At 70.1% G+C, this 20,983-nt stretch carries 17 protein-coding genes; 10 read left to right on the top strand and 7 right to left on the bottom strand.

All coding sequences use genetic code 11. The features are described 5' to 3' along the window. Positions 1 to 151: 151 nt before the first annotated feature. The 6 genes from NQO67_RS44640 to NQO67_RS28670 all read left to right on the top strand — a co-directional run bounded on the left by NQO67_RS44640 (position 152) and on the right by NQO67_RS28670 (position 7,053). Positions 152 to 1,213 carry a hypothetical protein gene (locus NQO67_RS44640; protein ID WP_374119183.1) on the top strand — a complete coding sequence of 354 codons (1,062 nt, stop codon included), beginning with the start codon at positions 152 to 154 and terminating at the stop codon, positions 1,211 to 1,213. A gap of 13 nt (positions 1,214 to 1,226) precedes the next feature. Beyond that, positions 1,227 to 1,415, top strand: a complete 189-nt coding sequence (locus NQO67_RS28690; protein ID WP_255953209.1) for a hypothetical protein — start codon at positions 1,227 to 1,229, stop codon at positions 1,413 to 1,415. Positions 1,416 to 1,814: 399 nt separating this feature from the next. Beyond that, a complete protein-coding gene (locus NQO67_RS28685) occupies positions 1,815 to 2,411 on the top strand; it encodes a BlaI/MecI/CopY family transcriptional regulator (protein ID WP_255953207.1) in 597 nt (198 codons plus the stop codon). Positions 2,412 to 2,420: 9 nt separating this feature from the next. Further along, positions 2,421 to 2,951: an amino-acid N-acetyltransferase gene (locus NQO67_RS28680; protein ID WP_255953206.1), complete on the top strand. Its 531-nt coding sequence runs from the start codon at positions 2,421 to 2,423 to the stop codon at positions 2,949 to 2,951. A 229-nt stretch (positions 2,952 to 3,180) separates the two neighbouring features. Further along, the gene (locus NQO67_RS28675) at positions 3,181 to 3,516 is read left to right on the top strand and encodes a histone-like nucleoid-structuring protein Lsr2 (protein WP_255953205.1); all 336 of its coding nucleotides are present in this window, start codon (positions 3,181 to 3,183) and stop codon (positions 3,514 to 3,516) included. A 1,011-nt stretch (positions 3,517 to 4,527) separates the two neighbouring features. Beyond that, the gene (locus NQO67_RS28670) at positions 4,528 to 7,053 is read left to right on the top strand and encodes an ATP-dependent Clp protease ATP-binding subunit (RefSeq protein ID WP_255953204.1); all 2,526 of its coding nucleotides are present in this window, start codon (positions 4,528 to 4,530) and stop codon (positions 7,051 to 7,053) included. Positions 7,054 to 7,132: 79 nt separating this feature from the next. On the opposite strand, the gene NQO67_RS28665 is transcribed toward NQO67_RS28670, so the two are convergent. Continuing rightward, the gene (locus NQO67_RS28665; RefSeq protein ID WP_255953203.1) at positions 7,133 to 10,279 is read right to left on the bottom strand and encodes an NACHT domain-containing protein; all 3,147 of its coding nucleotides are present in this window, start codon (positions 10,277 to 10,279) and stop codon (positions 7,133 to 7,135) included. A 517-nt stretch (positions 10,280 to 10,796) separates the two neighbouring features. On the opposite strand from NQO67_RS28665, the gene NQO67_RS28660 reads away from it, so the two are divergent. Then, positions 10,797 to 11,543 (top strand): M23 family metallopeptidase, encoded by a 747-nt coding sequence (locus tag NQO67_RS28660; RefSeq protein WP_255953202.1) that lies wholly within the window; start codon positions 10,797 to 10,799, stop codon positions 11,541 to 11,543. 107 nt (positions 11,544 to 11,650) lie between these two features. On the opposite strand, the gene NQO67_RS28655 is transcribed toward NQO67_RS28660, so the two are convergent. Continuing rightward, entirely contained in the window at positions 11,651 to 12,250 is a 600-nt protein-coding gene (locus NQO67_RS28655; RefSeq protein ID WP_255953201.1) for a TetR/AcrR family transcriptional regulator, read from the bottom strand. Positions 12,251 to 12,410: 160 nt separating this feature from the next. Between NQO67_RS28655 and NQO67_RS28650 the strand changes: the two genes are divergently transcribed. The 3 genes from NQO67_RS28650 to NQO67_RS28640 all read left to right on the top strand — a co-directional run bounded on the left by NQO67_RS28650 (position 12,411) and on the right by NQO67_RS28640 (position 15,262). Next, complete coding sequence (locus NQO67_RS28650; protein ID WP_255953200.1) at positions 12,411 to 14,051, top strand: MDR family MFS transporter; 1,641 nt, start codon at positions 12,411 to 12,413, stop codon at positions 14,049 to 14,051. A 244-nt stretch (positions 14,052 to 14,295) separates the two neighbouring features. Beyond that, complete coding sequence (locus tag NQO67_RS28645) at positions 14,296 to 14,718, top strand: helix-turn-helix transcriptional regulator (protein ID WP_255953382.1); 423 nt, start codon at positions 14,296 to 14,298, stop codon at positions 14,716 to 14,718. A gap of 97 nt (positions 14,719 to 14,815) precedes the next feature. Then, positions 14,816 to 15,262, top strand: a complete 447-nt coding sequence (locus tag NQO67_RS28640; RefSeq protein WP_255953199.1) for a VOC family protein — start codon at positions 14,816 to 14,818, stop codon at positions 15,260 to 15,262. 64 nt (positions 15,263 to 15,326) lie between these two features. Here NQO67_RS28640 and cseC read toward each other — a convergent pair whose 3' ends face one another. The 5 genes from cseC to NQO67_RS28610 form a co-directional block, all read right to left on the bottom strand. Further along, on the bottom strand, positions 15,327 to 16,820 hold the full coding sequence (cseC, locus tag NQO67_RS28635) for a two-component system sensor histidine kinase CseC (protein WP_255953198.1): 1,494 nt from the start codon (positions 16,818 to 16,820) through the stop codon (positions 15,327 to 15,329). A 7-nt stretch (positions 16,821 to 16,827) separates the two neighbouring features. Further along, positions 16,828 to 17,748 (bottom strand): response regulator, encoded by a 921-nt coding sequence (locus NQO67_RS44635; RefSeq protein WP_374119182.1) that lies wholly within the window; start codon positions 17,746 to 17,748, stop codon positions 16,828 to 16,830. Between the two features lie 168 nt (positions 17,749 to 17,916). Continuing rightward, the gene (locus tag NQO67_RS28620) at positions 17,917 to 18,546 is read right to left on the bottom strand and encodes a hypothetical protein (RefSeq protein ID WP_255953197.1); all 630 of its coding nucleotides are present in this window, start codon (positions 18,544 to 18,546) and stop codon (positions 17,917 to 17,919) included. An 89-nt stretch (positions 18,547 to 18,635) separates the two neighbouring features. Further along, complete coding sequence (locus NQO67_RS28615) at positions 18,636 to 19,175, bottom strand: SigE family RNA polymerase sigma factor (protein WP_255953196.1); 540 nt, start codon at positions 19,173 to 19,175, stop codon at positions 18,636 to 18,638. Between the two features lie 568 nt (positions 19,176 to 19,743). After that, positions 19,744 to 20,835 carry an HhH-GPD family protein gene (locus NQO67_RS28610; protein WP_255953195.1) on the bottom strand — a complete coding sequence of 364 codons (1,092 nt, stop codon included), beginning with the start codon at positions 20,833 to 20,835 and terminating at the stop codon, positions 19,744 to 19,746. Positions 20,836 to 20,983: the final 148 nt, after the last annotated feature.

Genomic DNA, 20,983 nt, shown 5'->3' with positions numbered 1-20,983 from the left:
TCACGCCCATACGGTCTCTTCCACGCCCGTACAGACCACTCCCGGTCGCAGACCGGGGGTGCTCTGCTTTGGCCGATGGTGCGCTGCGCGCCGTACACGCCGAACTCCAGCGGTGAGACAAAATTGTCGGATTAGCCCCTATCGTCACACCATGCCCACGCCCTACGGATCCCGCGGCGGCATGGCGTTCGGCGCAGGAGAGCTGCGTGTGCTCCGCCGTGCCCTCGCCCTCGCCCTTCACCCCAGCTCCGCCACGGTGCAGGACGTTCAGGACTGCTACCGTCTCGCCGAGTCCGTCGACGATGCGGCTCGCGAGAGCGCGCGGTTCCGTGCCTTCCTGCTGGCCGACCTCGCCCGCTACCGCACCGCCCTACCGGGCACCGCCAGCGGGTATTTCGCCCTGCTGAGCGATGTGCTGGACACCGGGTACCGGCCGGAGACCGCCGACTTCGCCGCGCTGCGCGCACTGCGCGGCAACCCGGTCGCCGCCGCCCTGCTCGACCGGTGCCGCGCCGTCGTGGCGGAGACCGTCCAGGCCCGGCCCGCCGACCGCGCTCCGCTCCCGGCGGCACGCGCCGAACGTGCGCCCGGCGCACCGTCGCCCCGCTCCGGTGGCACCTCCTCGGGCGTGCACGCGGGCACCCGCAGCACGGCGCTCGGCGCTCCGAGCGGGCCGCGCGCCACGCCCCCCGCGCCGGTGCCGCACGAACCGGTGCCGCAGGAGCCCGCCCCGCGCGGGGCCACGCCGCCGCACGGCGCCCCGCTGCCGCGCCCGGTCGCGACCGTCCCGCCGCCCGCCCTGGCGGTCTTCCCGGTGTCCCGCCGCCGGCTGCTGGCGCTCCCCGGCGGGCTGGCCGCCGACGCCCCGTACGCTGCCGAGGCGGCCGGCGCACCCGAGCCGTCCGGGCCGGCTGAGCCGCGCGAAGAGCCGTCTCGTGCCCCGGAGACCGGGCCGGAGTCGGAGCAGGAAGAGGGGGCGCCCGACCGCCAGACGGCGCCCGAGCCGGAGCGTGCTCCCGAGTCCGAGCCCGCGCCCGAACCGGCAAAGCCCGAGTCGGAGCCGAAGCGTCGCGCCCCCGCCAGGCCGGCCGCGCCGGGCCGTCCCGTGCCGACCCCGGCCGAGGTCTTCCCGCCCAAGCGCAGGTCCGCGCCGCCCGGGAAGAGCTCGTCGACGGTGGCCGGGAGGTGCCCACGGCAGCTGGCCGCGGGCTAGCTACTCTGGGGGCATGGACTACGTCTCTGCGCTCGTGCCCCCCGTGGTGATGGCCACGCTCTTCGTCTGCGTGATCGTGACCATGGTGAAGAACCAGGGCGGGGCGAACAAGGCCAAGGAGGACGCTGCCGTGGACGCCGCGATCGCGCGCCGCGAGCACGGCACCGGCGGCACCGGCGCGACCGGCGACTCCGGCGCCTGACACCCGGCGGGCTGCCCGACGCCTTCGGTACGCGAATCGGGATACGGCCCTTTCACGGCCGGCGACACGGAACTGTCGGCCCGGCCGGCCCACGGCACCCGTCCGGAGGACGCGGGGACCACGGAACTCATCCGAGAACCCGAGAACCCGAGACCCGAGAACGTGGGAAAGAACGGTGGCAGAGCCCCCGGCGAAGCGTGGTAGAGCGCGCGCTATCGCGCCCGTGGCAGAGCCGCATCACCGGCGTTGACCTCGCATCCGAGATGACGCCGAGATCGACTCCCGAGATCTCCACCAAAGATCCACATTGAAGATCAACAACGGGCTCCCTTTTTGCTGTTTGTCGCACTAAGCCTCGTTGGCGCTGCTATTGGCTACTTCTCCGACTATTGTTCAGGTGTGCCTCGGCCCTTGGGAGAACTCGAAGATGCGGTCATGACGCGGGTCTGGAAGTGGAACCGCCCCGTGACCGTCCGAGAAGTCCTGGAAGACCTTCAGCAGGAACGCACCATCGCGTACACGACGGTGATGACGGTCTTGGACAATCTTCACCAGAAGGGTTGGGTACGCCGAGAGGCCGAAGGCCGCGCCTATCGATATGAGGCGGTCTCCACACGTGCGGCGTACGCGGCCGCTCTGATGAACGAAGCCTGGTCCCGCAGCGACAACCCGGCGGCCGCTCTCGTCGCCTTCTTCGGCATGATGTCCCCCCAGCAGCGCGAAGCCCTGCGGGATGCGGTACGCCTCGTCCAAGGACATGAGGAGAGCCCCGCGCCGGACGAGAACGCCGAAGAGGCCGGGAAGCCGGAAGAGCCAGAACACTTGCACGGCTCCGAGAAGGCGGAGAAGGCCGAGAAGCCGGGCCGCCCCGAGAACGGCGAGAACCCTGAGAACGGCGAACAGGGCGAGATGGACGAACCCCGGGAGAACCCGTCGCCTTCCCGGAACGGCAGCTCCCAGAACCCCGGCTCACTGCGCACAGGGCACGGGCGATAGCGTCCCGGCATGCCTGCCGAGCCCGAAGTCACCGCAAAAGCCCTCACTGTCCGCCGGGCCAGGACGAGCGATGTCGCCCAACTGCGGGCCCTGCTCGACACCTACGTCCGCAAGGGCATCCTGCTGGACAAAGCGACGGTGACTCTTTACGAGGACATCCAGGAGTTCTGGGTGGCCGAGCGGGACGACAACGCGCAGGTCGTGGGGTGTGGCGCCCTGCATGTGATGTGGGAGGACCTCGCGGAAGTACGCACCCTCGCGGTGAACCCGGTGGTCAAGGGCTCGGGAGTGGGACACCAACTGCTGACGAAGTTGCTACAGACGGCGGGGTGGCTAGGTGTTCGACGCGTATTCTGCCTGACCTTCGAAGTCGAGTTCTTCGCGAAGCACGGGTTCGTGGAGATCGGTGAGACGCCTGTCGACACCGATGTCTACAGCGAGCTGCTGCGTTCCTATGACGAGGGCGTGGCGGAGTTCCTCGGACTCGAACGGGTGAAACCGAACACCTTGGGCAACAGCCGGATGCTTCTGCATCTGTGATCGCCGACGGTATTCCCACCGTCACTCCTGCCGCGGTGCCCTATGTCCGAAACGCGCATGTTTCCAGGGCCCTTGGAGCGGTTGGACTCTGCCAGGGGTTTGTGTTTTTCCGTGAAAAGCGGTTTGCTTTCCGACGTACTGCAGTAGTGCATATAACAAGGGGACGGCGAAACGGCGGCCGGAGCCGCGGGACACCGGCCCGCACGTTATCGATTGAAAGGAAATTGCGGTGGCACAGAAGGTTCAGGTCCTTCTTGTTGATGACCTCGACGGGGGCGAGGCGGACGAGACCGTCACGTTCGCCCTGGATGGCAAGACCTACGAGATTGACCTCACCACCTCGAATGCGGACAAGCTCCGTGGTCTGCTGGAGCCCTACCTCAAGGGCGGCCGTCGTACCGGGGGTCGTGCTTCGGGTGGTCGTGGAAAGGCGCGTGCCGCGGCTGGCAGCAGCCAGGACACCGCGCAGATCCGCGCCTGGGCGAAGGAGAACGGGTACGAGGTCAACGACCGTGGCCGAGTTCCGGCGAACATCCGCCAGGCCTACGAAGACTCCCACCGCTGAGCGCGGTCGCTTCGTAGCCCGATCCGGCGGCGCAGACAGTCGCCGGTGCACCATCCGTACCCGACCGGGTGCACGCGTTCATCCGGTCCGTCCGCTGACGGGGGGCGGTCGTACGGCACGCCTGCGGTCGGGACGGCGGGCCAGGGTCGCCGACCCGGTCCGCAGCCGGGATCGGGGGGCCGCAGCCGAGCGCGGCCCCCTGCGGGTCTGTCCCGGCCGAGCGGCCCCCGTGCTGCCCCAGGTGGCCGGCACACCGCCGCGGTGAGCGCTCGAGCACGCTCCCGTCCGTACGGCGGCGAGTCTGTACGGCGGCGAGCGCGTCGCCGCGGCGTGCGCTTCTCCGAGACGCCCGCGCTCCGGCGCCGCAGCTGTGTGGCGCCGCTTTCTTGTGCCCTCCACCTTGTGCCCTCTTGCGCCCTCCATCGCTGAGCGCGCCCGCGCCTTTGGGACGTCCGCACCTCAGAGCGCCCATTTCAGGCCAATACCGACCGCACTCAGCGAAAAGCTGGTCATAACGGGCAAATGCTGACATGGTCAACTAAGTATCCGCATGCGCTGGAGGCGTCGCCGTAGCGCGCCGTACCGTTCGATTCCTCTCCGTGTCTGTCCACGTACTCTCCGTATGACTTCGGAGGGCGTGTCTGAGCGCGCGGTGGCGCAAGGATGTTCGCCCGTAGCGGAGGGAAACCGTGCGCGCCGCATGGACCGTCTGTAGCTGCGGGTAAGAGATTGCTAGTGGGGAGGGGCGACACGCAGGACGGGCACCGGTTCCGTTCGCCACGGGCGTAGTGGAGCGGAGGCTATCTGTCTGGCCTGGGGGAACATCGTCTCGCACCATCGGGTTGGAGCAATTGTCGTTACTTCGGCAGCTGGTTTCCCCGCCTGTGCGGGGGTCATCCGGACAGAAGTCGGCAGTTGGAATGAGCGGTCCCCGCTTGCGGGACTAAGCTGCGGAAGGACAGGGAGGGGAGCGTCCCCTTACTGCCTGACCGCTCTGAGGAGCGATTAACGATGTTCGAGAGGTTCACCGACCGCGCGCGGCGGGTTGTCGTCCTGGCTCAGGAAGAAGCCCGGATGCTCAACCACAACTACATCGGCACCGAGCACATCCTCCTGGGCCTGATCCACGAGGGTGAGGGTGTCGCCGCTAAGGCCCTGGAGAGCCTCGGGATTTCGCTTGAGGCTGTCCGCCAGCAGGTGGAGGAGATCATCGGCCAGGGCCAGCAGGCCCCGTCCGGCCACATTCCCTTCACCCCGCGCGCCAAGAAGGTCCTGGAGCTGTCGCTCCGGGAGGCCCTCCAGCTGGGGCACAACTACATCGGCACGGAGCACATCCTGCTCGGCCTGATCCGCGAGGGCGAGGGCGTCGCCGCCCAGGTCCTGGTCAAGCTGGGCGCCGACCTCAACCGCGTGCGGCAGCAGGTCATCCAGCTGCTCTCCGGTTACCAGGGCAAGGAGACCGCCACCGCCGGCGGTCCTGCCGAGGGCACCCCCTCCACGTCCCTGGTCCTCGACCAGTTCGGCCGGAATCTCACCCAGGCCGCTCGCGAATCCAAGCTCGACCCGGTCATCGGGCGCGAGAAGGAAATCGAGCGCGTCATGCAGGTGCTCTCCCGCCGTACCAAGAACAACCCGGTGCTCATCGGCGAGCCCGGCGTCGGTAAGACCGCGGTCGTCGAAGGCCTGGCCCAGGCCATCGTCAAGGGCGAGGTGCCCGAGACCCTCAAGGACAAGCACCTCTACACCCTCGACCTCGGCGCCCTGGTCGCCGGCTCCCGCTACCGCGGTGACTTCGAGGAACGCCTGAAGAAGGTCCTCAAGGAGATCCGCACCCGCGGCGACATCATCCTGTTCATCGACGAGCTGCACACCCTGGTCGGCGCGGGCGCCGCCGAAGGCGCCATCGACGCGGCGAGCATCCTCAAGCCGATGCTGGCCCGCGGCGAGCTCCAGACCATCGGTGCCACCACGCTCGACGAGTACCGCAAGCACCTGGAGAAGGACGCGGCCCTCGAGCGCCGCTTCCAGCCCATCCAGGTCGCCGAGCCGTCGCTGCCGCACACCATCGAGATCCTCAAGGGTCTGCGCGACCGCTACGAGGCGCACCACCGCGTCTCGATCACGGACGAGGCCCTGGTGCAGGCCGCCACGCTGGCCGACCGGTACATCTCCGACCGCTTCCTGCCGGACAAGGCGATCGACCTGATCGACGAGGCCGGCTCCCGGATGCGGATCCGCCGGATGACCGCGCCGCCGGACCTGCGCGAGTTCGACGAGAAGATCGCCGGTGTCCGCCGTGACAAGGAGTCCGCGATCGACTCGCAGGACTTCGAGAAGGCCGCCTCGCTGCGCGACAAGGAGAAGCAGCTCCTCGCCGCCAAGGCCAAGCGGGAGAAGGAGTGGAAGGCCGGCGACATGGACGTCGTCGCCGAGGTCGACGGCGAGCTGATCGCCGAGGTCCTCGCCACCGCCACCGGCATCCCGGTCTTCAAGCTCACGGAGGAGGAGTCCAGCCGGCTGCTGCGCATGGAGGACGAACTCCACAAGCGCGTCATCGGCCAGCAGGACGCCATCAAGGCGCTCTCCCAGGCCATCCGGCGTACGCGTGCGGGCCTGAAGGACCCCAAGCGCCCCGGTGGCTCGTTCATCTTCGCCGGCCCGTCCGGCGTCGGTAAGACCGAGCTGTCCAAGACGCTCGCCGAGTTCCTCTTCGGCGACGAGGACGCGCTGATCGCCCTCGACATGTCGGAGTTCAGCGAGAAGCACACCGTCTCGCGGCTGTTCGGTTCGCCCCCCGGCTACGTGGGCTACGAAGAGGGCGGCCAGCTCACCGAGAAGGTGCGCCGCAAGCCGTTCTCCGTGGTCCTCTTCGACGAGGTCGAGAAGGCCCACGCGGACATCTTCAACTCCCTGTTGCAGATCCTTGAGGACGGTCGCCTGACCGACTCCCAGGGCCGGGTCGTGGACTTCAAGAACACGGTCATCATCATGACCACCAACCTCGGCACCCGGGACATCTCCAAGGGCTTCAACCTGGGCTTCGCCGCCCAGGGCGACGTCAAGACCGGCTACGAGCGCATGAAGGCCAAGGTCAACGACGAGCTGAAGCAGCACTTCCGCCCCGAGTTCCTCAACCGTGTCGACGACACCGTCGTCTTCCACCAGCTCACCGAGGAAGACATCATCCAGATCGTCGACCTCATGATCGCCAAGGTGGACGAGCGGCTGAAGGACCGGGACATGGGCATCGAGCTCAGCTCGGCCGCCAAGTCGCTGCTCGCCAAGAAGGGCTACGACCCCGTCCTGGGCGCCCGGCCGCTGCGCCGGACGATCCAGCGGGAGATCGAGGACCTGCTCTCCGAGAAGATCCTCTTCGGAGACCTGCGCCCCGGTCACATCGTGGTCGTCGACACGGAGGGTGAAGGTGACGCCAAGACCTTCACGTTCCGGGGCGAGGAGAAGACGGCGCTCCCCGACATGCCGCCCGTCGAGCAGGCGGCCGGCGGCGCCGGGCCGAACCTGAGCAAGGAGGCGTAGCCGCTCGCGCGGTGCGTTCACTGTGAGGCTGCCCCTGGGCCGGTTTCGGTCCAGGGGCAGCTTCGTGTGCGGGCAGCGGTTACAGGAGCCAGGGCTTGGGCTCGGACACCGTGATCTCGGCATCGGGGAAGAGCCGGGCGTACCGGGTCACGTCGACGCTTGTGCTCCGCGGCGGGAGAAGGCGGATCACGCGCAGCCCCGGGAAGATCCGCGGCAGGTCAGACGGGTCCATGCCGTCATCGGCTTGGTACAGACGCAGCTTCCTGAGACTCGGCAGAGCCGGGGCGTGCACGGTAATGCGCGGCGACAGCAGACCGGAGTCCAGACTCAGTCCCGTCAGGGACGGCAGCTGGGCCATCTCAGCCCAGTCCCAGGCGGTGAGCGGGTTTCCGGCTTCGATCAGGGTGAGGTCCTCCAAGGTTGCCCAGTGGCTGAGCCCCCTCAACCCCCGGGCTGAGAAGGCGCCACTGCTGAGGCAGATCGAGGTGAGCGCTGCGTCCACGGGCAGAGATTCCAGAAGCCCTGCGGGAAGCGGCTGCCGCACATCCAGCATTCGAAGCGTGGTGAGCTCCCGAAGGCCTGGGATGGTCTCGTCGAGACCCAGCAGGTTGAGGCTCTTGAGGCCCAGTTCAACCAGGGGCATGAGATCCGCGATGTTCGGGCATTCGTACAGGCCCAGCCGTTCCAGAGACCTCAGCTCGGTCAACGGGGCCAGGGACCGTATGTCGGGGTTGTCCGCGACGACCAGCTCTCGACAGCCGGGGGGTAGCGCAGCCGCCAGCTCCGACGCCTCGAAACTTCCGTAGACGGTGATTTTCGCCCGGTCGCCGAGGAACCGAAGCGCCCGCAGCATCTCGGCCGACTTCACCTCGATGAAGAAGTCGTCCGAATCGACGTGGGTGAGCACTTCGCCCGCATACTGGTCGACGTCGACGCGCCCCCAGGCCCTTCCCAGGTGAATCCGCACGTCCATGTCAGGATGTGAACTGAACTGTGCGAGCACGGGCAATGCCGCATCCGTCCCGATGAGCCCTGCCGTGCCCACCACTCGCCGTGCCTCGTCGGCCGACAACCCTGCCGGCCCCGGCAGCAACTCCAGCACCAGCGGCCCCAACGCCGCCAGGGATCGTGCCTCTTCGTCCGACCGCGGCGGTATCAGCAGCGCGGCCCGGTCCTCGACCTCCGCCCGCACACCTGGAGCCAGCTCCGTCGCATGCTCCAGGCACGCCATCGCCAGCAGCCACGTCCGGGCCCGGGTGTGGCGGTCGGGGGCCGCATCCCCCGCCTCCAGCAGCAGCCCCAGCAGTTCCGCCCGCTCCCGTGGCCGCCCCTGCGCGACCGCCATCCGGATGACGTCCGCCCACTGGTCATCCGTCGCGTGCGCGGCGAGCAGGCCGAAATCGCCCGCCTCCACGGCGGCACGTGCGCCGAGGTGGTCCTGGAAGGTGCGGTGCACGAAATCCACCGCACCGGGCGCGGGCTCCCGGAGCAGGCCGGTGCGGACGAGGAAGTGCCGGAGCACGTCCGGGGCGGCGCCCAGCGTCCTGGCGGCCGGGACCGCGGGCAGCCCCTCGGCGATGATCCGTTCCGCCCGTTCGCGGTCCAGTTCCGTGCGCCCGTTGCGGATCAGCCAGTACGCGAGCCGTTGCAGCAGCTGGAGCTGCGGCTCCTCGCTCAGCTCGGGACCCGCCATGTCGCGCTCCCGGTCGCGCCGGGTCAGCAGCATGGACAGGGCGGCCTCGTACAGCTCCCTGCGGCCGTGCGGCAGGTAGCCGCGGCGGTCCCGGTGCAGGGCGCAGATCAGGCCGCACATGAGCGGATTGGTGGCGAGCCGTCCGAGGTCCGGCTTGGCCCTGACAGCGTCCAGGAGCTGGGTCTCGTACGCGGCGAGCCGGGTGTCCTCGTCGGGGTCGCCGGTGCGTGCGGCGGTGTGCCAGCGCCGGACGAAGGCGGTCACGTCGGACAGGTTCATGGCGGTGAGGGTGAGCTCGGTGAAGCGGTCGTCCGCGAGCCAGTTCTCGCGGACCGCCGAGGGGCGTGAGGTGACCAGCCAGCGGTTGCCGGGGAAGGCGTCGACCAGCTCGCTCAGCCAGGCGCGGGCGCGGCCGCGTTCCGCCTCCGGCACCTCGTCGATGCCGTCGACCAGCAGCAGCCCGCGGCCGGCGGTGAGCACTCGCGTCTCCCAGCCGGGCGGCTGGGCGCCGGCCAGCGGCGAGCCGACGGCGGACAGGAAGCCTGCGGGCGCGGGCAGCCGCTCGCCGTGGCGCGTGAGGGTGCGCAGCGGGAGCACGAAGGGGACGAGGCCGTGCAGGTAGGTCATCCGGTCACCCGGGTCATCGGCTGCCGCGGAGACGGCGAGCCACTGGACGAGGGTGGTCTTGCCGGAGCCCGCGACGCCGCGTAACAGGACGCGTTCGTGCGCGGCGAGGGCCTGGTCGGCGGGGGAGGGGCCCGGTGACGTCGTTCGGTGACCGCGCGCATCGAGGGCGTGATCCCCGCCCGCTCCGACCACCGCCCCGCTCGGGGAGGTCGCCTCCAGGCTGAGGTACGCGGTGTCCAGCGGCCACTTCCCGGGCGAGTTGCTCAGGTCGATGCCGTAGATCGTCAGCTTGCCGTGCCGGGTCGTGAGGTACGCGCGGTAGCGCCGTTCGAACGCTGTGTCGTGGTGGTCGGGGCGCGGTGTGCGGCGGATCAGTTCGTCGACCTTCGCGATCAGCTCGGCCTGGCCTCGGCTCTGCTCGACCAGCGTGCGCGCGACGAAGGTGGAGCGCTGCGTGAAGAAGTGCAGGATGTGCAGGCAGGCCCATTCGGTGGCCGACCGCACGAAGAGGGCGGCGTCCTCGGAGAGCTCCGCGGCCGGGGAACGGGTGAGGAGTTCCCTGGCCAGTTCCCGGTGGCCCAGGCGGACCGCATGGACGTCGTCCATGTCGAGGTCGCCGAGTCCGGCCAGGGCCCAGGTCAGCCTTTCGGTGACCAGATCGTCCTCGTCGGAAGGGAAGGGGCGCTCGCCGGGTCCGCCGACGGCCCGCCCCACCAGCGTCGCTGCGATCTTGCGCACGTCTGCCAAGGTGAGCGTGCGCTTCTCACCGCGGAAGGAGACGAGGCGCGAGATGCGTACCGGCTGGTCCACCAGGCCGGCGCCCGGGGCCTCGGCCACGAACAGCTTCTTGATCAGCGTGCTCATCAGGCTGGACGCCAGCCGGCTGCCGAGAACTGCGGGCTCCATGCGATGTTCCCCCGAATACGGTGCGTGAGCCGTCGTGTCGCCTCGATGAGCGTAATCCCGGAGTGCCCCCGAGCGGTGACGAATCCTGCGGCGCCAATCCGGCGTAGCCCACGTCACATTTCCCGGCTGTCCAAAGGCCGTTCGCGGTGACATGGCGCACAGGGTTTTCGACGGTACTAGGGAAGATAGTGGAGCGTAAAGGGGCGAAACGGGCTATGGGGTTCCAGGTTGATGCGTCGGGAGGTCGGGCGCCATCGGAGGCGGTTCCGGGCGTGGATATGGGCTTCCAGTCTGGTGTTATTTGACCTTATAAGTCCGATTAGAGAGTAAGGGGCGTGAATGGGGTGAATGGTGGGCGATCGAATGCTGAAAGGGCACCTACGGCCACGCCTAGTAGGAGGGCTCTTTGACCCGGCGGGCGCCGGCCGCTTACCAAGGGGGAGCAAGCCCGGCATACCGGCACATACGCCAATGAGTGAATCTGCTCGACCGGGTTCCCCTACACGGAGGTAACCGAATGCTGAAGCGTGCCCTCTCCCACCGTCCCGCCGCGTCCCGTATCCGTACCCGTGCGACTGTCGTGGCCGCCGGCCTGGGGGTTGCGACGGCGCTGGGTGTCGGGGTCGCGTCCGCTGCGGACGGAGCGACCGCGCACCACGCGCCGGCCGCCCACACTGCCTCTGCTCATCTCCAGGTCACCGGGCACGGCCAGAGTGCCGCGGGTCACTTCGGCGACACCCATGACGGTGCGCACGCCGCCGCCCACAAGGCCACGGACAAGGACGCGGACAACAAGAAGGCCGCCCATAAGAAGGCCGCGCACAAGAAGGCCCACCAGCAGACGAAGAGCTGGGTCAAGCCGGTGCACAAGTACAAGCTCACCGCGTCCTTCGACCAGGCCGGCGGCATGTGGTCGCACAAGCACTCCGGCCAGGACTTCGCGGTGCCGATCGGCACGCCGGTGCAGGCCGCGCACAGCGGTGTGGTCGTCAAGGCCGGCCCGAACGGCGGCGGTGACGGTCCCGCGTACGGCAACGCGATCGTGATCAGCAACGGTCACGGCACGTACTCGCAGTACGCGCACCTGTCCCGGATCGACGTGCACGTCGGCGAGACGGTGAAGGCGGGCGAGCACATCGCCCTCTCCGGTAACACCGGTAACACCACCGGCCCGCACCTGCACTTCGAGATCCGCAGCACCCCGAACTACGGGTCCGCGGTCAACCCGGTCCACTTCCTGGACCGTCACGGCCTGCATGTGTGACGGACGCGGGTGACCGGCAGGTGTGACCGGCACGTGTGACGGACGGCGGGCCCGGCTTCGGCCGGGCCCGCGCCCGTGCGGCGGCTCATCGGCGGTCGATCGGCGGCTCACCGGCCGCTGTGGTCCGTGCGGTGCTCCCCGCCGTGCGCCTGTATCACCAGATCCATGGCGACCTCCAGGACGGCCTTGCGCTTGTCCTCGGGGTCGCCTTCGGCGTCTTTGATCGCGAAGGTGCCCGCGTGCATGGTGAACAGGGCGGAGATGCAGCGCACCTGGTCGACCAGGGGGGCGTCCGGCTCCTTCAGCAGGTCGTTCAGCGCGAGCATCCGGTGTCGGAACGCCTCCGCGGTGTTCAGCTCCTTTATCGTCGCCTGGTTGTCCTGCATGAAGCGCATGATCGGCGAGGCGGTGGCCAGGGCGTCGCTGTAGCGGCGCAGCACCTCCAGCTTGGTCTCCAGGGTGTGCGGCTGCTGGTTGCCCCACTCGATCAGCTCGGTCATCGGCCGGCCGACGTCCTCGAAGATGCCGTGGAGGATGTCCTCCTTGGTCTTGAAGTGGTAGTACAGCGCGGCCTTGGTGACGTCGAGGCGCTCGGCGATCTCCCGCAGGGACGTTTTCTCGTAGCCCTGCTCGGCGAAGAGTTCGAGGGCCACGTCCTGGATGCGCTGGCGGGTGTTCCCGCGTCGCTGCTGTTTCGTGGCTTCCATCGTGGTACCCCTCTTGCTTCCCCGGTACTTACTTGACGCCCGGCTAGTTTCCAGATTACCTTGCTGCTGTGCTCGACTAGCCGGGCGGCAAGTAAGTTAACGTACAGTGCCCGCCCTGCTGCATGACGTCGTTCTCCTTAGTCCCAAAGGAGTAGTGGACATGACACAAGCTCAGCAGGTGGATGATGCCGTACCCAAGGACAGTGTCAAAGAGCCGCGGAGCGTTGGGGTGGTGCTGCTTGCCCTGATGATCGCCATGCTGCTCGCCATGCTGGACAACATGATCGTGGGTACCGCGATGCCCACGATCGTAGGGGAGCTCGGCGGCCTGAATCACCTCTCCTGGGTGGTCGCCTCGTACACCCTCGCCACCGCCGCCTCCACCCCCATCTGGGGCAAGCTCGGCGACATGTACGGACGCAAGGGCAGCTTCCTGACGTCCATCGTCATCTTCCTCATCGGCTCCGCACTGAGCGGCATGTCGCAGAACATGGGGGAGCTGATCGGCTTCAGGGCCGTGCAGGGCCTGGGTGCGGGCGGCCTGATGGTCGGCGTGATGGCCATCATCGGCGACCTGGTCCCGCCCCGTGACCGCGGCAAGTACATGGGCATGATGTCCGGCGTCATGGCCGCCGCCATGATCGGCGGACCGCTGGTGGGCGGCGCCATCACCGACCACCTCGGCTGGCGCTGGTCCTTCTACATCAACATCCCGCTGGGCATCGTCGCCCTGCTCGCCATCAGTGCCGTGCTGCACCTTCCGAAGAAGCGCGCAGAGGGCCGCATCGACTACCTGGGCGCCGTGCTGCTGACCATCGGCATCACCGCGATCGTGCTGGTCACCACCTGGGGCGGCAGCGAGTACGCATGGAGCTCGGGCGTCATCGTCGGGCTCGCCGCCGCCGGCGTTCTCGCGCTGGTCACGTTCCTCGTCGTGCAGACGAAGGCCGCCGAGCCGATCGTGCCGCTGCACATCTTCCGCAGCCGCAACTTCACGCTGACCTCCGTGATCGGCTTCATCACCGGCTTCGTGATGTTCGGCGCCACGCTCTTCCTGCCGCTCTACCAGCAGGCGGTGCAGGGCGCTTCGGCCACCAACTCCGGGCTGCTGCTGCTCCCCATGCTGCTGTCGATGATGGCCGTCTCGCTGGTCGCCGGCCGGTTCACGACCAGCACCGGCAAGTACAAGGTGTTCCCGATCGCCGGCACCCTGCTGATGATCGTCGGCCTGGTCCTGCTGGCGCAGATGGACACCGAGACCTCGCGGTTCGTCTCCGGTCTGGACATGGCGGTGCTCGGTGCCGGCATGGGGTGCCTGATGCAGATCACCATGCTGGTCGCGCAGAACAGCGTCGACATGAAGGACATCGGCGTCGCCTCCTCCACCACCACGCTCTTCCGCACGCTCGGCTCGTCCTTCGGTGTCGCGATCATGGGTGCGGTCTTCAACAGCCAGGTGAAGGACGAGATGGCGCAGCGCGCCGGAACCCTCGGCAGCAAGATCGCCGAGAAGTCGACCCAGCTGGACGCCCACAGCCTCGGCAAGCTGCCCGCCCTGGCACGCGACGCCTACCAGCACGCGGTGACCGCCGGCACCCACGCGGCGTTCCTGCTGGGCGCCGTGGTGGCCGTGCTCGCCCTGCTGGGGGCGCTGTTCGTCAAGGAGACGCCGCTTCGCGGGCTGGGTGCCAAGTCGCCCGAGCCCGTCGAGCCCGGCAAGTCCGCCGAGCCTCCCAAGCCGGCCGAGGGCGCGGACGGGGACACCGCGCGGCACGCGAAGGCGGTTGCAGAGGCCGTCTGAGCGGGCCCACCTCGGCCCCCGAGACCCCCGGTGCGCGTCCCACGCACCGGGGGTCCTTTGCCGCGCACCGAGGGTTCGTCGCCGTGCACGCGGCCGGGGCAGGTCCACGGGAGCCCGTCGAGGGAGTCGTCAGAGGCGGAGACTCGGGTATCAGTACAGGTCAGCGGCGTTGTAAGAGGCGCTGCCCGTGGCGTTGCCCGTGGCGTTGTCAGTGGGGTGTGCCAGCATCGGAGCTGTGGAAAGACTGCGGCAGCTGCGCCTCGCCAAAGACGCAATGGACCGCGACTGGGCCGACCCCGATCTCGACCTGGACGCGATAGCTTCGCACGCGGGCTACTCCCGGTATCACTTCATCCGCACCTTCAAAGCGGTCTACGGTCGCACGCCCGGCCAGTACCTCTCCGCCCGCCGAATAGAGCGGGCCGAGGACATGCTGCGGTCGGCGAACCTCTCCGTGACGGAGATCTGCCATCTCGTCGGGTTCACCAGCCTCGGCTCCTTCTCGGCCCGCTTCAAGGCACAGACCGGCCTGGCCCCCAGCGAGTACCGCGCGAAGCACGTGGGCGGCGGCGCCCTGGTTCCCGGGTGTTACGTGATGCTCTGGATGGGCGGCTACCCCAGCCGCGGAGAGCGCACTTCTGGAGAAGCGCAGGCAGCCGGCGGCTGACTACCGTGACAGGGCAGGAGAGCACACCCCGCCAGGGCCGGGAAAGCCACCCTGAGCAGGCAAGAAAGCACGCCCTTTCGCACTGATGGAGCACACCATGATCAAGGGACTCGCCATCTCCACCGTCTGGGTTCTGGACCAGGACCGCGCCAAGGAGTTCTACACCGAAAAGCTGGGCCTCGAGCTCCGTAACGACATGACCCTGGGCGAGGGCGGCATGCGCTGGATCACCGTGGGAGCCAAGGACCAGCCCGATGTCGAGCTCACGCTGATGGTCCCGGGAACGGGCAACACGGACCCCGAGTCGGCCGAGGCCCTGAGGACACTGGTCGCGAAGGGCATGCTCGGCGCGGGCGTGCTGCGTACCGACGACGTGTGGGGGGACTACGAGCGGCTCAAGGCGCGCGGCGTGGAGTTCGTCCAGGAACCCCAGGAGCGCCCCTACGGCACCGAGGCCCTGTTCCGTGACGATTCCGGCAACTGGTTCTCGTTCACCCAGGCCCGCGAGGGCGGCCTGGACCTGGACAAGGAGTGGTCCTGCTGAGCCGTCCCAGATGAGGGCAGTGCCTGCGCCGGCTGAGCCGACCGAGCCGTCCGGGGTGAGCGTGTCACCCCGAGCGGCCAGGGCCGCTGTCCCTCGACTGGGCCGGCAGTTGGAGCATCGGGTAGCTGCCGGTGCTCGTCGGAGCGTGCTCCGGTAGCCACAGCACGGCCATGGCCCCCTCGGGCGCGGCATCGGGCGCCGCGCCCGGCCCGCGGATGTTGCGGAAGGCCAGCCGGGCTCCGAGTACCCGCGCCTGACCTGCGGCGATGGTCAGGCCCAGGCCATGGCCGTGCCCGGCCCGGTCCGCACTGCCGGTGCGAAAGCGCCTCGGCCCCTCGCTGACCAGCTCCTCGGGAAAGCCTTCTCCGTGGTCCCGCACCCGGATCACCCGCCCCTCGACGGTGACCTCGATGGGCGGGCGGCCGTGCTTGGCGGCGTTCGCCAGCAGATTGCCGACGATGCGTTCCAGACGACGCGGATCGGTGGTGGCCTCCGACTCGTGGACCACCCGCACCCGTACGTCCTGGTTCAGCAGCGCGACCCGGCGGCTGACGAACTCACCCAGCAGGATGTCCTGAAGCTCGGCCCGCTCCGCCGCACTGTCCAGCCGGGCCACCTCCAGGACGTCCTCCACCAGGGTGCGCAGCGCCTGGGCCCGGTCCTTGACCAGTTCGCTCGGCCGCCCCGGCGGGAGCAGCTCCGCGGCCGTCAGCAGGCCGGTCACCGGAGTGCGCAGCTCGTGGGCGATGTCCGCGGTCACCCGACGCTCGGCCTCCAGACGCTGGCGCAGCGTGTCCGCCATCGCGTCCACGGCCAGCGCGAGGTCGTCGGTCTCGTCGCGCACCACCCCGCCGAGCGCCTCCCGCACCCGTACGTCCGTCTGCCCCTGCGCCACCGCGCCGGCCGCCGCTGCCGCCTTCCGCAGCCGCCGTGACATCCGGCCGCCGACCAGCACGCCCAGCGCGCAGCCGCCGACCACGACCGCGATCGAGCCGAGGATGAGCGCCTGGTCGAGATCCCGCATCACCCGGGTGGTGCCGTCGGCGAGCTGGGTGTGCAGCGACAGGACGTGGCCGTCCTTCAGCGGCACCGCCGCCCAGACGTCCGGAGCGCCTCCGTCCGCGGTCGAGCCCTGCGAGATGTAGGTGGCCCGGCGGCCCTGAGCGGTGCGCTGCCGCAGCTCCTGCGGCAGCTTCGGATCGTCGACCACGGCGCCGAACTGCAACCGCTGGGTGGCCTCGTAGATCCGCTGCGCGAACTGGAGGCGCTCGTCCTGCACATCACGCGAGGAATCCAGCATCGACACCATCGCGGCGTTGTGCACCACCAGGCTCAGGATCACCGCGATCAGGGCGCTGGCCAGCGCGATCGCCCCGCTCACCTTCCAGCGCAGGCCGGTGTGCAGCCGCAGCCGGCCGAACAGCCGGCGTCTCAGGGGCCGGCCCGAGGCCCGGGTCTGTGCGGAGGTGGAGCCCGCTGCCGCCGCACCGACGCGCGCCGTGGCGCCGTCGCCCGCCGGGGGCTTGGCCTGGGTGTGGGGAGTGCGTGGGGTTCGCATGCCCGGGTCAGGCCTTCAACTTGTAGCCGAAGCCGCGGACCGTCTCGATCCGGTCCTGGCCGATCTTGGCGCGCAGCCGCTGCACATGCACGTCGACGACCCGTGTGTCGCCGCCCCAGCCGTAGTCCCAGACCCGTTGCAGCAGCTTGTCGCGGGAGAACACGGTGCCGGGCGAGGCGGAGAACTCCAGCAGCAGCCGCATCTCGGTCGGCGTCAGCGCCACCGGCTGACCGCCCCGGCGCACCTCCATGCCTTCCGTGTCGACCCACAGGTCGCCGAAGCGGAGCACCCCGCGATGGCCCGCAGAGGTCGCGGTTATCCGCTCCACACTGTCGGGGGCGACACGTTCGTCGGCACCGTTGTGCCCACCGCCTCCGCCGTGCCCACCGCCTCCGCCGTGCCCACCGTGCCCGCCCTGGCCCTGCACGGCGCCGCCGCCTGCCGCCGGTCCGCCGTCGAAGCCTGCTCCGAAGGTGCCGCCCGCGCCCTGGCCCGCTCCGAAGCTGCCGCCGGCACCCTGGCCCGCGCCGGACAGCGGCCCGCTCGCATGCCCGAAGCGCCGCAGCACCGCACGGATCCGCGCGACCAGCACCGCCCCGTCGAACGGCTTGGTCACGTAGTCGTCCGCGCCCGCCTCCAGGCCCAGTACGACGTCGATCGAGTCGGCACGGGCCGAGAGCATGATCACCGGGACGGTGGACTCGTCGCGGATGCGGCGACACAGGCTCACCCCGTCGAGGCCCGGCACCATCACGTCGAGCAGGGCGATGTCCGGGCGGTTGGCGCGGAACGCCTCGAGACCCGACAGGCCGTCGGGCATGGCCGTCACCACATAGCCGTCCCGCTCCAGGGCCAGCTGCGTGGCCTCGCGGATGACGTCGTCGTCCTCGACGAAGAGGACATGGGTGTGCTCCGTCCGCTGCGCCATCCGAATCCGCCGCTCCCCTTCACTTATTCGCATGTCCGTGTGCCCGCGAGGGTCTTGTGCCCGCGTGCCGGTGTTCTGCACGCCGCTGTGTCCGTTGTCCGTCCGCTCTGCGCGGGGCCGTGTGCTGTGCGCCCGGGCCCTTCGGGTCCACCGGGAGTCCGGTCGCGTTCAGTTGTCCGAGGTGGGGGCTTTGCCGCCGCCCACCGGGTTGCTGTAGTCGTTGTGCGTGCGGTCCTGCTCCGTGAAACGGCCCTCCGACGCCGACCAGCTGTAGGTGATCACGTCCTCGCTGGACGGGTACGCAAGCTGGTCGTCCTCCCGGTACACCTTCTGTGTGACCACCAGATCGCCGCGATCGATCTCCGCGTAGACCTGCGGCTGCTCGTTACGGAAGACGTCGCGGAAGCGGTCCCCGTCCGGGCGGTACACATACGACCCTACGCCGACCGAGTCGCAGGTCATCACGTTCACCACGACGTCGGCCGAGGCGGCTCCGGTGAGCTTGCCGTAACTGACGTCGACCGGGTAGCCATTGGCCCCGCAGCGCTTGAGGGCCCGCTTGACGTCCTTGCCCACCTGCTCGTCCGCCATGACGAGCTTGACCGCGTCGACCCGCTCGAGGGCCGGTGAGGGGGACGCGGACGACGCCGGGGAGGCCGCGGTGTGGCCGACGGTGTCGGTGCGCGCCGGGCCCTCGTCCCGTGCGCCGACGCCGTTGGTCGGTGAACAGCCGGTCAGCAGCGCGGTGGTGGCCAGCAGCGCCGCCGCGGCGAGCCGGACGGCCGGGCGGTGATCCACGCCGGCGCGTGCGCGGTCGTGGGTTCCGGCGGGCCGCTCAGGGCCGCCCGCCGTCTCCGGGGCACCGCCGCCCCGGGGATGTGCTCTGCCTACGCCGCGCACCGCTCCCGCTCTCCGTACTCGAGCGCGCGCGCATCCAGGGCGCGGCGCTCCAGCTCCTGGCGGAGCCGGGCCAGTGCCCGGTGCAGCGTGCTCTTGACCGTGCCGACCGTCATGCCGAGCGCGGCGGCGGTCTCCTCTGTGGACATCTGCTCCCAGTGTCGCAGCATCACGACACTGCGCTGCTTGGGAGCCAGCACTTTCATGGCGTCCATCAGCAGGGCGCGGTCAGCGTACTGCTCGGTGGAGTCGTCGATGCAGGACTCGGGCAGCTGCTCGGTGGGCACCTCCTCCAGCTTGCGGGCGCGCCACCACTCCGTCCGCGTGTTGATCATGACGCGGCGCAGGTAGGCGTCGGCCAGCCGCTTGTCAGCGATGCCGTCCCAGCGGCCGTAGGTGCGGGCCAGAGCGGTCTGGAGCAGGTCCTGGGCGTCGGTCGGGTCCGGCACCAGGCGCCGGGCGCTGCGCAGCAGGGCGTCCTGCCGGGTGCGTACGTACTCCTCGAACTCAAGTACCTGGCCATGCGCCATCGAAAACCGCCTCCGCTCGGACCGTTGCGTCTCGTCCACAGCGCGGCCCGTACGGCCCCCTGCCGTCCGGTCGCCCCGTCGCGCGCCGCCTGTGGTGCACGGCGTGTGCGGCGCCGCGGATGTGCCGCGGGTCCGGGCGTGGCCGGGGGCCTCGCCTGCCGTGCGTGTGTGTCGTCTGTCGTCTGTCGTGTGCTGCCGGCGGTGTGCCGGCTGCCGTGCGGTCGTCCGCGCCGCCCCGGGCCACTGAGGCCCTGGTGGTGGCGGTGCGAGGACCGCTTCCGACGTTGGATGTGACGCTACGGCAGCGTTGTCACGGCCATCCGGGGGCCAGCATGCGGCAGACGCACGGCTGTCCGTCGGTTGTGTAACAGCCGTACGGCGGCGGTGTGACGAGGCCGTGATGTGACCGAGCGGTGCGGTGACGGGGCGGACGGCGAGGGGTGTTCGACACGGTCTGGACGGGGGCGCGCGGGGGCGGTATTGCCTGGTCAGGCGGTGGCACCGGGCGATGCCGGGCGGTGCGGGGGCAGGGGGCGTGGCGGACCTGACGGTCAGGTGAACCGGACCGTCAGGTGAGGGGCAGCCGATACATACCGTGCGGGAGAGGCTCGACCAGGCCGTCGGCGACCAGCCCGTCCAACGCCCGGGCCCGCTGGACGGGCTCGTGCCACACCCGGTCGAGCACGTGCTGGGGGACGGCGCCGGGCGCCTCGCGCAGGACGGCCAGCAGCTTGCCGCGCACCTGGCGGTCGGTGCCCGCGTAGGTCTGGCCGCGGCGGGCCGGGCCGGCGTGCTCCGGCTTGCCGGCGAGCCGCCAGGCGCACCGGTCGGTGACCGGGCAGCGGGCGCAGTTCTCGTTCTTGGCGGTGCACACCAGCGCGCCCAGCTCCATGGAGGCGGCGGCCCAGCGGGCGGCGGTGGCCGCGTCGTCGGGCAGCAGGGCGCGGGCCAGCTTGCGCTCGGCCGCCGTGGTGGCGTTGGGCGGGTACTGGACGCCGGTCACCGCACGGGCGAGGACCCGGCGCACGTTCGTGTCCAGCACCGGGTGCCGCTGGCCGTACGCGAACGACGCCACGGCCGCCGCGGTGTACTCGCCGATGCCGGGCAGCGCGAGCAGCTGCGCGTGCTGCGTGGGCACGTCGCCGCCGTGCCGCTCCGTTATGGCGACCGCGGCACCGTGCAGCCGCAGGGCGCGCCGCGGATAGCCCAGCCGCCCCCAGGCGCGAACCGCCTCACCGGGGGCCTCGGCGGCCAGGTCGGCGGGGCGCGGCCAGCGGGCCATCCACTGCTCGTAGACCGGCAGCACCCGGCTGACCGGCGTCTGCTGGAGCATGAACTCGCTGACCATCACGCCCCACGCCCCGGCCTCGGGACGCCGCCACGGCAGGTCACGCGCGTGCTGGTCGAACCAGGCGAGGACCGGTGAGTGCAGCGCGGTGGCGGCGGCGAGAGCGTCGGTGGGCACGGCGTCGGTGCGCACGGCTTCGGGGGTCGCCGGCGCGTGTGTGGCGGCGGGGACGGAGGGGGCGCCTGCGGCAGCGGGCGTGGCGAGGCCGGAGGGTGGCGTGGTGCCGGTGTCCGGTGCGGTGGGTGTGGGGGGCATGGGCGTGGTGGGGGCGTCGGGCGCGGTGCAGGGGGTGTTCTTCGGCGGCGCAGTCATGGCAGGGCCGATCCTCCCATGGGGGGTGGGGCGTGCGTGGTTTACGCGGCCGGGGTGTGGGCCGGCCGGGGTGTGGGGGTGTGGGGGTGTGGGGCCATTTGGACGGGGGGCGGGTGGTCGGTACGCCCCGGCAGGGCGTGGGCGCCCA

Source organism: Streptomyces odontomachi (assembly GCF_024435355.1).
Taxonomy (GTDB): Bacteria; Actinomycetota; Actinomycetes; order Streptomycetales; family Streptomycetaceae; genus Streptomyces; species Streptomyces odontomachi.
This window is presented reverse-complemented; position numbering and strand designations above follow the sequence as displayed.

Excerpts from the sequence above, each read along its gene's own strand:
- NQO67_RS44640 (WP_374119183.1), top strand. The coding sequence starts at position 152 with ATGCCCACGCCCTACGGATCCCGCGGCGGCATGGCGTTCGGCGCAGGA.
- NQO67_RS28690 (WP_255953209.1), top strand. The coding sequence starts at position 1,227 with ATGGACTACGTCTCTGCGCTCGTGCCCCCCGTGGTGATGGCCACGCTC.
- NQO67_RS28680 (WP_255953206.1), top strand. The coding sequence starts at position 2,421 with ATGCCTGCCGAGCCCGAAGTCACCGCAAAAGCCCTCACTGTCCGCCGG.
- NQO67_RS28670 (WP_255953204.1), top strand. The coding sequence starts at position 4,528 with ATGTTCGAGAGGTTCACCGACCGCGCGCGGCGGGTTGTCGTCCTGGCT.
- NQO67_RS28665 (WP_255953203.1), bottom strand. The coding sequence starts at position 10,279 with ATGGAGCCCGCAGTTCTCGGCAGCCGGCTGGCGTCCAGCCTGATGAGC.
- NQO67_RS28660 (WP_255953202.1), top strand. The coding sequence starts at position 10,797 with ATGCTGAAGCGTGCCCTCTCCCACCGTCCCGCCGCGTCCCGTATCCGT.
- NQO67_RS28655 (WP_255953201.1), bottom strand. The coding sequence starts at position 12,250 with ATGGAAGCCACGAAACAGCAGCGACGCGGGAACACCCGCCAGCGCATC.
- NQO67_RS28650 (WP_255953200.1), top strand. The coding sequence starts at position 12,411 with ATGACACAAGCTCAGCAGGTGGATGATGCCGTACCCAAGGACAGTGTC.
- NQO67_RS28640 (WP_255953199.1), top strand. The coding sequence starts at position 14,816 with ATGATCAAGGGACTCGCCATCTCCACCGTCTGGGTTCTGGACCAGGAC.
- cseC (WP_255953198.1), bottom strand. The coding sequence starts at position 16,820 with ATGCGAACCCCACGCACTCCCCACACCCAGGCCAAGCCCCCGGCGGGC.
- NQO67_RS44635 (WP_374119182.1), bottom strand. The coding sequence starts at position 17,748 with ATGGCGCAGCGGACGGAGCACACCCATGTCCTCTTCGTCGAGGACGAC.
- NQO67_RS28615 (WP_255953196.1), bottom strand. The coding sequence starts at position 19,175 with ATGGCGCATGGCCAGGTACTTGAGTTCGAGGAGTACGTACGCACCCGG.
- NQO67_RS28610 (WP_255953195.1), bottom strand. The coding sequence starts at position 20,835 with ATGACTGCGCCGCCGAAGAACACCCCCTGCACCGCGCCCGACGCCCCC.